This window comes from Streptomyces sp. 8K308 (assembly GCF_004348315.1).
In the GTDB taxonomy this organism is placed as follows: Bacteria; Actinomycetota; Actinomycetes; order Streptomycetales; family Streptomycetaceae; genus Streptomyces.
Genome location: NZ_SMKC01000254.1, coordinates 1 through 10,786 on the forward strand (window position 1 = coordinate 1; position 10,786 = coordinate 10,786).

The 10,786-nt window shown below is 73.8% G+C and carries 8 protein-coding genes and 1 pseudogene; 4 read left to right on the forward strand and 5 right to left on the reverse strand.

Going from position 1 to position 10,786, the window contains the following annotated elements; translation table 11 throughout:
* Both E1265_RS26765 and E1265_RS26770 read right to left on the reverse strand, forming a co-directional pair.
* A pseudogene (locus E1265_RS26765) lies at window positions 1-482 on the reverse strand (hypothetical protein); the annotation flags it as partial.
* 1 nt (window position 483) lies between these two features.
* Window positions 484-1,809 carry a 3-oxoacyl-ACP reductase gene (locus E1265_RS26770; protein WP_132933571.1) on the reverse strand — a complete coding sequence of 442 codons (1,326 nt, stop codon included), beginning with the start codon at window positions 1,807-1,809 and terminating at the stop codon, window positions 484-486.
* A gap of 116 nt (window positions 1,810-1,925) precedes the next feature.
* On the opposite strand from E1265_RS26770, the gene E1265_RS26775 reads away from it, so the two are divergent.
* Together E1265_RS26775 and E1265_RS26780 are read left to right on the forward strand one after the other, a co-directional pair.
* On the forward strand, window positions 1,926-3,242 hold the full coding sequence (locus tag E1265_RS26775) for an acetyl-CoA C-acetyltransferase (RefSeq protein ID WP_132933572.1): 1,317 nt from the start codon (window positions 1,926-1,928) through the stop codon (window positions 3,240-3,242).
* Window positions 3,243-3,250: 8 nt separating this feature from the next.
* Complete coding sequence (locus E1265_RS26780; RefSeq protein ID WP_132933573.1) at window positions 3,251-5,143, forward strand: AMP-dependent synthetase/ligase; 1,893 nt, start codon at window positions 3,251-3,253, stop codon at window positions 5,141-5,143.
* A gap of 46 nt (window positions 5,144-5,189) precedes the next feature.
* Here E1265_RS26780 and rfbC read toward each other — a convergent pair whose 3' ends face one another.
* From rfbC to E1265_RS26795, 3 genes are read right to left on the reverse strand one after another with little or no spacing between them, the layout of a single operon-like run.
* Window positions 5,190-5,786 carry a dTDP-4-dehydrorhamnose 3,5-epimerase gene (rfbC, locus tag E1265_RS26785; protein ID WP_132933574.1) on the reverse strand — a complete coding sequence of 199 codons (597 nt, stop codon included), beginning with the start codon at window positions 5,784-5,786 and terminating at the stop codon, window positions 5,190-5,192.
* 14 nt (window positions 5,787-5,800) lie between these two features.
* Window positions 5,801-6,727, reverse strand: a complete 927-nt coding sequence (gene rfbD, locus E1265_RS26790) for a dTDP-4-dehydrorhamnose reductase (protein ID WP_132933575.1) — start codon at window positions 6,725-6,727, stop codon at window positions 5,801-5,803.
* Window positions 6,724-8,025 (reverse strand): nucleotide disphospho-sugar-binding domain-containing protein, encoded by a 1,302-nt coding sequence (locus tag E1265_RS26795; protein WP_165953891.1) that lies wholly within the window; start codon window positions 8,023-8,025, stop codon window positions 6,724-6,726. Before E1265_RS26795 ends, rfbD begins: the two co-directional genes overlap by 4 nt.
* Before the next feature lie 441 nt (window positions 8,026-8,466).
* Here E1265_RS26795 and E1265_RS26800 point away from each other — a divergent pair, with 441 nt between their 5' ends.
* Together E1265_RS26800 and E1265_RS26805 are read left to right on the forward strand one after the other, a co-directional pair.
* Window positions 8,467-9,666 carry a cytochrome P450 gene (locus E1265_RS26800; RefSeq protein WP_132933577.1) on the forward strand — a complete coding sequence of 400 codons (1,200 nt, stop codon included), beginning with the start codon at window positions 8,467-8,469 and terminating at the stop codon, window positions 9,664-9,666.
* A 36-nt stretch (window positions 9,667-9,702) separates the two neighbouring features.
* Window positions 9,703-10,786: polyketide synthase (locus E1265_RS26805; RefSeq protein ID WP_132933578.1), on the forward strand; the 1,084-nt coding region annotated here is incomplete at its 3' end.

Below are 10,786 nucleotides of genomic sequence, written 5' to 3' on the forward strand. Positions count from 1 at the left end.
GGGTGGGGATCGTCCTGGCGGCGTCGCGCGCCGGGGGCGGCGGTCCTGTCGCGGTGCAGGTAGGTGCTGACGGATCGCCAGACGGGCGGGCCGCAGGCGTCCGTGGTGGCCTCGGCGACCACGTCGAAGGCGCTTCCCCTGTGGTGCGGGCGGGCGGCGGTGAGCGCGACGCGCAGCCCGAGCCCGGCGCCGGCGCCGATCGGCCTCGACTGCTCGATCCGGTTGGCCAGGTGGACGAGCCCGAGCACGGGGAAGGGGAAGTCGCGGCGGGTGAGCAGCGCGAGCGCGTGCGGGAACGCCAGCAGGTGCGGGTAGGTGGCGGGCAGCGTGGCCGGGTCGCGGGGGAAGCCGCAGAGTTCGGCGTAGCGGGCGATCCGCGCCGGGTCCTGGGGCGCGGCGGGCACGACGAGTTCGCGCTCGGGGACGACACCGGGACGGGCAGGGCGCCTGGGGAGCAGCGCCCTGGCGTAGCTGGCCAGCATGTCACGCCCCCAGCAGGGCCTGGCCGCAGACCCGCAGCACCTGGCCGGTGACGGCACCGCTGCCGGGCGAGGCCAGGTAGGCGACGGCCTCGGCGACGTCGACGGGCAGCCCGCCCTGGCCGAGGCTGTTGAGCCGGCGGCCGGCGGCGCGGACCAGGAGCGGGACGGCTGCGGTCATCCGGGTCTCGATGAAGCCGGGGGCGACGGCGTTGACGGTGATGGCGCGCTCGGCGAGCGCGGGTGCGAGCGCCTGGGCCAGGCCGATCAACCCGGCCTTGCTGGCGGCGTAGTTGGTCTGCCCGACGTTGCCCGCGATGCCGCTGATGGAGGAGATGAGCACGATCCGGCCGCCCTCGGGCAGCAGCGGGGACAGCGCCTCGGTGAGTCGTTCCACGGCGACCAGGTTGACGTCGAGGACGGCGCGCCAGCGGTCGGCGTCCATCCGGCCCAGGGTGCGATCCCTGGTGATGCCGGCGTTGTGCACCACGATGTCCACGCCGCCGGCCTCGCCGGTCAGTCGCTCGGCGAGCCGGGCGGGCGCCTCGTCGGCCGTGATGTCGAGTTCCACGGCGGCGCCGGCCAACGGGGCCATCGCGTCGCGGAGATCGGCGCCCAGCGCCGGCACGTCGAGGCCGATCACCCGGGCGCCGTCGCGGTGCAGCACCTCGGCCACGGTCGCGCCGATGCCCCGGGCCGCGCCGGTGACCAGCGCGGTCCGGCCGGCCAGCGGGCGCGCCCAGTCCTCGGGGGCCGTGGCCCGCCCGCCGGGGCCGACGCGGATGGCCTGGCCCGAGACGTAGGCGGAGCGGGCGGAGAGCGCGAAGCGGACGGTGGACTCGATGGCGTCCTCGGCGGCGGGGGCGACGAGCAGCAGGTGGGCGGTCGAGCCGCGGCGCAGCTCCTTGGCGGCCGAGCGCACGAATCCTTCCAGGGCCCGCTGGGCCGCCGACTCGCCGGGGTCCGAGGCGAGTTCGGGCGGGGTGCCGAGCACGAGCAGCCGGCCGCAGGGCGCCAGGGCGCGGATCCTCGGGTGGAGGAACGCGTGCAGTTGGTCGAGCCGCCGCGCCTCGCGGACGCCGGTGGCGTCGAAGACCAGGGCGGCCGGCGCCTCGGCCGCCTCGGGCACCTCGGCGCCGCAGGAGTCGAGCGCGGCGCGCAGCGGCTTGCCGAGCCGGCCGCCCTCGGACTCGCCGAGCAACACGGGGCCGCGCGCCACCGGCCGCCCCGGCTCGTGCCGGACGAGGCGGGCGGGCCGTGGCAGGCCGAGCCGGCCGATGAGCGCGGCGCCGGGCCGGCTGGTGGCGAAGGAGAGATAGCGATCCGCCATTGATTTCCTCCCTACTGCACGGTAAGTCTACTGAAAAGTAAGACAAGCGCGAGCCGGCCGCCCCGAAGGCACCGGACCGCGCGGGAGAGTGGCCGAACCGCGACACGAGGTGGCAGATGACGACGACGCGCCGGGTGGCGATTCTCGGCGGCAACCGGATCCCGTTCGCCAGGGCCGACGGGCCCTACGCCACCGCCTCCAACCAGGAGATGCTGTCGGCCGCGCTGGCCGGCCTCGTCGACCGGTTCGGGCTGCGCGGCGAGTTGGTCGGCGAGTTCGCGGCCGGTGCCGTCCTCAAGCACAGCCGCGACTTCAACCTGGCCAGGGAGACCGTGCTGGGCAGCGCGCTCGACCACCGCACCCCGGCGCTCGACCTGCAACGGGCCTGCGGCACGGGGCTCGAGGCCGTCATCCAGGTCGCCAACAAGATCGCGCTCGGCCAGTTGGACTGCGGCGTCGCGGGCGGCGTGGACACCGCGAGCGACGTGCCGCTCGCGCTGGACGACCGGCTGCGCCGCACCCTGCTGAGGGCCCGCCGCGCCCGCGCCCTGCCGGCCAGGCTGCGCACCCTGGCGGCCGCCCGGCCAAGCCATCTGCTGCCCGAGATCCCCCGCAACGCCGAGCCGCGCACCGGGCTCTCGATGGGCGAGCACGCCGCGCTCACCGCCGCCCGGTGGGGCATCACCAGGGCCGACCAGGACGCGCTGGCCGTCGCCAGCCACCGCCGGCTCGCCGCCGCCTACGAACGGGGCTTCTTCGAGGAGTTGATCACTCCCTTCCGCGGCCTGGGGCGGGACCAGAACCTGCGGCCCGACAGCACGGTCGAGCAACTGGCCAGACTGCGCGCGGTGTTCGGCCGGGAGCTGGCCGAACCCACCATGACGGCCGGCAACTCGACGCCGCTCACCGACGGCGCGGCCGTCGTGCTACTGGCCAGCGAGGAATGGGCGGCGGCGCGCGGGCTTCCGGTGCTCGCCTACCTCACCCACGCCCGCACCGCCGCGGTCGACTTCGTCGCGGGCCCCGAGGGAGACCGGGACGGGCTGCTGACCGCGCCGGTCTTCGCCGTTCCCAGGCTGCTGGCCGACGCCGGACTCACCCTGGAGGAACTGGACTTCGTCGAGATCCACGAGGCGTTCGCGGCGCAGGTGCTGGCCACCCTCGCCGCCTGGGCCGACCCGGCGTTCTGTGAGAGCCGGCTCGGCCTCGGCAAGCCGCTCGGCACCGTGGACCGCGACCGGCTCAACGTGGTCGGCTCGTCGCTCGCCACCGGACACCCCTTCGCGGCCACCGGCGGCCGTATCGTGGCCACCCTCGCCGCGCTGCTGCGCGAGCGCGGCCACGGGCACGGACTGATCTCGGTGTGCGCCGCCGGCGGCCAGGGCGTGACCGCCATCCTCGAACGTCCGCGGGAAGACCAGCAAGGGAGCTGACGACCGACATGGGTGCTCGTGGGGATCTCAGGAGGGCGAGGGAGCAGGCCGCGTTCGCCGGGCGCGCGCCCGCCGAGGTGGTCAGGGAGGACGGCGCCGTGCGCGAGGTCCGGGTGGCGCCGCTGGTGCCGGCCCCGAGCGCCGGCAGCACCGCCGACCTGCCGTTCGACAACGCGGCGGAGGCACCGGACGCCGTGGTGCTGCGCCGCAGGACGCCGGACGGCTGGCGGCCGGTCACCGCCGCCGCCTTCGCCTCGGAGGTGGCGGGCCTGGCCAGGGGCCTGATCGCCGCCGGGCTGCGCGCCGGCGACCGGGTCGCGCTGATGTCCCGCACCCGCTACGAGTGGACCCTGTTCGACTTCGCGATCTGGGCGGCCGGTGGCCAGAGCGTGCCCGTCTACGCCACCTCGTCCGCCGCCCAGGTCGAGTGGCTCCTGCGGGACTCGGGCGCCGGCCTGCTCGTCGTGGAGACCGCGGAGCACGCCGCGGTGGCGCGGGCCGCGTTCGCCGAACTCGACGACGCTCCAGAGCTGTTGGTGATCGACGACGGCTGCGTGGACCGACTGGTCACGGCCGGCGCTGAGATACCAGAGGCCGAGGTGGCGGCCAGGCGCGCCGCCCTGACCCCCGACACGATCGCCACCGTCGTCTACACCTCGGGCACCACGGGCCGGCCGCGCGGCTGCGCCGTCAGCCACGCCAACCTGCACGCCCAGACGGCCAACCTGGTCGCCCTGCTCAAGCCCGTCTTCGAGGAGATCACCCGGCAGACCCCCGAGACCCTGGTCTTCCTTCCGCTCGCCCACATCCTCGGCCGCACCATCCAGATAGCCTGCGTGTCGGCGCGGATCGTCATCGGCCACTGCCCGAGCGTCAGACCGGACGACCTGCGCCCCGAACTCGCCTCGTTCCGGCCCACGTTCATCGTCGGGGTGCCGTATCTCTTCGAGAAGATCCACCACACGGGCCGTGCGACGGCCGAACGGCTCGGCCGGGGCGCCTCGTTCGAACGCGCCGACCGGATCGCCGTGGCCTACGGCGAGGCCGCGCTGCGCGACTACCTCGGCACCGGTCCCGGCCCCGGGCTCCGCCTGCGACTCGCCAAGGGCCTGTACGACCTGCTGGTCTACCGGCGGATCAGGGCGGCGCTCGGCGGCCGGCTGCGCTACGCCATCAGCGGCGGCTCGCCGCTCGACCGCCGCCTCAACCTCTTCTTCTACGGCTGCGGCGTCGTGGTCTACGAGGGCTACGGACTGACCGAGACCACCTCGGCCGCCACCCTGATCCCACCGCTCGCGCCGCGCCCCGGCACGGTCGGCCACCCGGTGCCCGGCGCGGCGGTCCGGATCGCCGACGACGGCGAGGTGCTGGTGCGCGGCGACACGGTCGCCGCCGGCGTCGCCGATCCCGGCGCCTGGCTCGCCACCGGCGACCTCGGCTCCCTCGACGAGGACGGCTACCTGCGCATCACCGGCCGCAAGAAGGACATCCTCATCACCACCGGCGGCAAGAACGTCTCCCCCAGCGTGCTGGAAGACCGGCTGCGCGGCCGCCCGCTGATCGGCCAGTGCATGGTCGTCGGCGACCAACGGCCCTTCGTGGCCGCGCTGATCACCCTGGAGGTCGACCAACTCGCCCACTGGCTCGCGGTCCGCAAGCGGCCACGCGACACCCCCTTCGCCGAGCTGCGCACCGACCCCGAGCTCCTCGCCGACGTCCGGCGCGCCGTGGACTACGCCAACGAGGCCGTCTCCCGCGCCGAGTCCATCCGGGCCTTCGCCCTGGTGGAGGGCGAGTTCAGCGAGGGCAACGGCATGCTGACCCCGTCGCTGAAGGTCAAACGCCGGGCGGTGGCGGACGCGTTCGCCGAGGAGATCGAGGCGCTGTACGCCGAACGTTGAGTCGGACGCGCGAGTCGGACGGCGGGTCGGACGGCGGGTCGGCGCCTCAGCGCGCACCGAGTCCGGCGCGGAACGCGACGCACTCCGCGTAGCTGGGCAGCATCCCCCGCCGTTCGGCCTCGGCCAGCGAGCAGGCCGCGGCGTCCTTCGGCGAGAGAAGGGGCTCCAGTTCCTCGGGCCAGGCGATGCCGAGGTCCGGGTCGAGCGGATGGATGCCGTGCTCGCGGCGCGGGGCGTAGCCCTCGGAGCACAGGTACACGACGGTGGCGTCGTCGGTGAGGGCGAGGAACGCGTGGCCGAGGCCCTCCGACAGGAAGACGGCGTCGCGGGTCTCGTCGTCCAGCCTGACCATCTCCCAGCGCCGGTACGTCGGGGAACCGGTCCTGATGTCGACGATGACGTCCAGCACGGCGCCGCGCACACAGGTGACGTACTTGGCCTGGCCCGGCGGCACGTCGGCGAAGTGGACGCCGCGCAGGGTGCCGCGGCGGGAGACCGAACAGTTGGCCTGCGCGAGGCCGAGGTCGTGGCCGGTCGACTCGCGGAAGTCGCCGCCCCTGAACCACTCGTGGAACGAGCCCCGGCCGTCCGGGAAGACCCGGGGCCTGGTCGACCAGGCACCCTCGATGGCAAGCGGTCGCATGGTCCTCGTCGTCCTCAGCTTCCTCGTCGTCCGGTCGCCGCGGGCGCCGGTGCCGGGTCGCGCCCCTCGGCCCGCAACAGGGCGGGGAACGCCGCCGCGAGCGCCTCGCGCCAGGGGCGGATCGCCACACCACGGGCGGCGCGCCAGCCCTCGTGGCCGAGCACGCTGTACGCGGGGCGCGGGGCGGGGCGCGGGAAGGCGGCGCTCGTGATGGGCCTGACCCGCTCGGGGTCGGCGCCGAGCAGCCGGAAGATCTCCCGGGCGAAGCCGCACCACGTGGTCTCGCCCGCGCTGGTCGCGTGATAGATCCCCGCGGGCGCGGCACCGGCGACGGCCGCGTCCCCGAGCCGCACGAGGCGGTCGGCGACGTCCGCCGCCCACGTCGGCTGCCCGCGCTGGTCGTCGACCACGTCGGGGGTACGCCCGGCGGCCTCAAGACTGATCATGGTGCGCGCGAAGTTGCCGCCGCCCGCCCCGTAGAGCCAGGCCGTGCGGATCACGAAGCCGGCGTCCGGCAGCGCCGCACGCACCGCCAGCTCGCCGGCCAGCTTGGTGCGCCCATAGGCGCCGCGGGGCGCCGGCGCGGCGTCCTCGGCGTACGGAGTCGAGGCGTCGCCCGCGAACACGTAGTCGGTCGACACCTGGAGCAGCGCCGCCCCGTACGCCGCGCACGCCTCGGCGAGATGCCGTGGCCCGTCCGCGTTGACCCGGGCGGCCTCGGCCTCGTGCCGCTCGGCCTCGTCAACGGCCGTCCACGCGGCGCAGTTGACGACGACAGCCGGGCGGTGTTCGCGCAGCGCGGCACGCACGGCGGTGCGGTCGGTGATGTCCAGGCACCGCCGGTCCAGGCCCGTCGCGACGCGTTCCTCGGCGGCCAGGCGGGCCAGGACGTCCCGGCCCAGCATGCCTCCGGCTCCGGTGACCAACCAGCCCACGCTCATGCCGCCCTCGCCCCCGCGACCTCCAGGATGACCTCGGCGGCGCGTCGGGCCCCCGGGTGGCGCGCGTACGCCGCCCGCAGTCGCTCCGCCTCCGCCCGGTAGCCCGGGTCGCGCAGCACCTCGGTGACCGCGGCGCGCAGCCGCGCCGGCTCCGGCCGCCAGGTCCGCAGGAAGACGCCGGCGCCCGACCAGCGGACCCGGTTGTTCGACTCCAGCCGGTTGTCGCTGACCCCGGCCGTCACCAGCGGGACGCCGTGGGCGAGCGCCAGCTGCACGCTGTCATATCCTCCGTTGGTCACCACCAGGTCCGCCGTCGGCAGCAGTTCCACGGGGTCGAGGGAGCGTTCGAGGCGCAGGTTGGCCGGCCGCCGGGCGGCGGGCAGCACCTCCTCGGGATCGTGGTTCCCGGTCGTCGCGACGACCAGGACGTGCTCGTCGGCGAGCGCGGCGGCCGTCGGCGCGACCAACGACGCCGGATCGGCGGTCCGCGGGCCCTGGATCACGAGCACCACGGGGACGCCGGCCGCTCGCGACCGCTCCACGTCCCGCCGACACGCCGGCGAGGTGGGGACCTCGGGCAGCTCGGGCCACGTGGGGCCGACGAACTCGACCGTGGACGGCAGGTCCCCGCGTGGGTACTCGAACTCCGGCACGGTCAGGACGAGATAGCGGTCGGCCAACTGGACCACCCAGTCCATGAAGAAGCCGTCGACCCTCGGCACTCCGAGACCGGCCGTCGAGCGGCGCAGGGCCCGCCGCACGTCCCGGAACAGCACATGGGTCACCAGCCACCCGAGGCCCCGGTCACGGAGCCGTCCGAGCCGTGAGCGGCCAGGAAGCAGGCCGATGCCGGGCGGTGGCGCGTCCGCGCCGGTCAGCGGGAGCGGGCCGCCCACGAACAGGACCGTCCGCGTGCCCCTGCGGGTGGCCAGTATCGGAGCGGCCAGGAGGCTGTGGTCCGCGAACACGACCTCGGGCCGGAAGGCTTCGAGCACCGGCTCGATGTCCGCCACGTGCCCCGGAACGGATTCGATGAAAAGCGGCAGCACCACCTTCTTGAATCCGGGTATTCCGGGTTTCCGCTCGTCGAGGGTCTGGAAGGCCGAGGCGTTCTCGTCGAAGTCCAGGTGATGTGCTATCGGCGTGAAGGTGGCACCGGTCGCGGTGATCAGCTCCTCGAACTTCCGGCCACAGCGCCAGAGGACGTCGTGCCCTTTGTCCACGAGTTCCCTGGCGATCGGCAGCGCGGGCATGACATGGCTGGCGATGGGCATTGTTGCCAGAAATATGCGGGTCATTGACGAAGCCTTCCAGCGTTATCTCTCATCGGTGCCTACGCGCTTCGTTCCCTCGATGCTAGCGATTCCCCGGGCGGCCCAAATCCCCTAGCTTTCCCGAACGCCCCTAGTCGCGGCCGCAGGGGCCGGGTAGGGGTTGCCCGCCTCGCTCGGGTCCGCAGGATGGGGATGCGGCGCCGATTCTCTCGTCTGACGGGCACCAGTGCCGCGACCAGCGACGTGGGTGGTCGCGGCAGGCTTCACCCCTTCGGTAAGCCCTCGGAGCGGGGAGCGCCCAACGGCGGCGGCCCGGGGCCGGCCCGCGCTCACCCGCCCTCTTCTGGCCGACGCGTGCGCCGGCCCTTCTCCGTGTGTCCGGCACCCCGCGGACGGCCGCCGGCGTCTCGTCCGCTCGCCGGGTCGATCGTTCGGAATACCGAAAGGCAGAGAAAGGTGAATCGCATGACGGTGGACACGGATGTGCCCCAACTGCCGTTCCGGCGGTCCAACGTGCTGGACATCGCACCGGACTACCGGGGGCTGCGGGACCGCGGCCCGCTGGTCAGGGTCCGCACGTCCGCCGGTGACCTCGCCTGGCTGGCGACCCGCTACCAGACGGCCAAGCAGCTCTTCGCCGACGACCGTCTCGGCCGTTCACATCCGGACCCGGAGAACGCCCCGCGCATCTCCACCTCCCTCCAGTTCGGCGGCCCCACCGGCGACTTCGAGACCGAACCGGAGCTCCACCGCCTGCACCGCAAGGTCCTCGCGCCCGCGTTCTCGGCGCGGCGCATGCGGCTGATCGCCGACCACATCGCCGAACTCGCCTCGACGACCCTCGACCGGCTGGCCACCCTCCGGCCGCCCGTCGACCTGCACGAGCATCTCTCCTTCCCGTTGCCCATCGTGGTGATCTGCGAACTGCTCGGGGTCCCCGTAACGGACCGGGACCGGATCCGCGAGTGGTCGTGGCGGTTCTCCAGCCTCGTCGACCAGGTGGGCGCCGTCCAGGCGGCGATGGAGATGCACCACTACGTGCGGGGGTTGGTGACCGAGAAGCGGGAGAACCCCGGCGACGACCTGCTCACCGACCTGGTCGCCGCGGCCGCCGACCACGAGTTGCTGACGGACGACGAGATCGCCGACATCGGGGTGCACCTGATGTTCGGAGGCCATGAGACCACCGTCTCCAGAATCGACTACGGCACGCTCCTGCTGCTCCGGAACCCCGACCAGCGAAAGGCGCTCCAGGACGATCCCTCGCTCGTCGAGCAGGCCGTGGAGGAGATCCTGCGCATCAGCATTCCGGTGGAGGACCTCTTTCCACGCTACGCCCGATCCGATATCGAGGTGGCGGGCGTCACGATCCGCGCCGGTGAGGCGGTGCTTCTTTCCCCGAGCGTGGCCAACATGGACGAGCGTGTCTTTCCCGACCCGGGCCGGTTCGACATCTTCCGCAAGTCGGAGTTCTCGCATGTCGGGTTCGGACACGGCCTGCACTTCTGTGTCGGCTCCGCCCTGGCGAGGACGGAGCTGCGGACCGTCTTCGGCATGCTTTTCCAGCGCTTTCCCGGATTGGAGCTCGCGGTGCCGTTCGAGGAACTGCGCTGCAACGAAGACCACTGGACCGGCGGCCTCGTGGCGCTGCCGGTCACCTGGTGACTCGTCCTACGCCGTCGATTTCCTCAGGGGGAACGCATGACTTCATCCAAGGAGAAAACCCCATTCGCCGACTCGGTCGCCGTGGTGGGCATGGGCTGCCGCTTTCCCGGCGGTGCCGTCGGGGTCGGGGCGTTCTGGGACCTGCTGGTGGCGGGACGGTCAGGAGTGGTCGAGGTGCCGGCCGACCGCTGGGACGTGGACGGCTTCTTCGACCTCGACCCGAACGCCGCCGGCCGGAGCTACTCCCGGCACGGCGGGTTCGTGACGGGGGTGCGGGAGTTCGACGCCGGCCTGTTCGGCGTGGGCTCCGAGGAAGCGCCGGGGGTGGATCCGCAGCACCGGTTCGTGCTCGAGGTGGCCTGGGAGGCGCTGGAGCACGCGGGCATCGCGCCTGACTCGCTGCGCGGCTCGCGCACCGGCGTCTTCGTCGGCATGGGCGGCAGCGACTTCGAGCGGCTGCGGCTCTCCGCCGGCGACGTGTCGGCGGTGGACGGCTACTTCGCCACGGGATCGGCCCAGAACATGGCGGCCAACCGGCTGTCGTTCGTGCTGGGTTTTGAGGGGCCGAGCCTGGTGGTGGACACCGCGTGCTCCTCGTCGCTGGTCGCCCTGCACCTGGCCTGCCAGGCGCTCCGGTCGGGAGAGTGCGACACGGCGCTGGTCGCCGGGGTCAACCTGATGCTGTCGCCCAGCACCACCATCGCGCTCTCGCAGGGGCGGTTCCTCTCGCCCGAGGGCCGGTGCAGGACGTTCGACGCCGCCGCGGACGGCTATGTGCGCGGCGAGGGCTGCGGCGTCGTGGTGCTCCGCCATGCCGAGGCGGCCCGCGAGGCGGGACAGCGGATCTGGGCGGTCGTCAAAGGCAGCGCCACCAACCAGGACGGCCGCAGCAACGGCCTGACGGCGCCGCGGGGCAGTGCCCAGGAGGACGTGATCCGCAGAGCCTTGGCGGCCGGCCGGGTCGCCCCGGCGGACGTGGGCTACGTCGAGGCACACGGCACGGGCACCGCGCTCGGCGACCCGATCGAGGTCAGGGCCCTGGCCGCGGTCCTCGGCGAGGGCCGCGCCGATGCCGGCACCGGCCCGGTGGCCCTCGGCTCCGTGAAGACCAACATCGGCC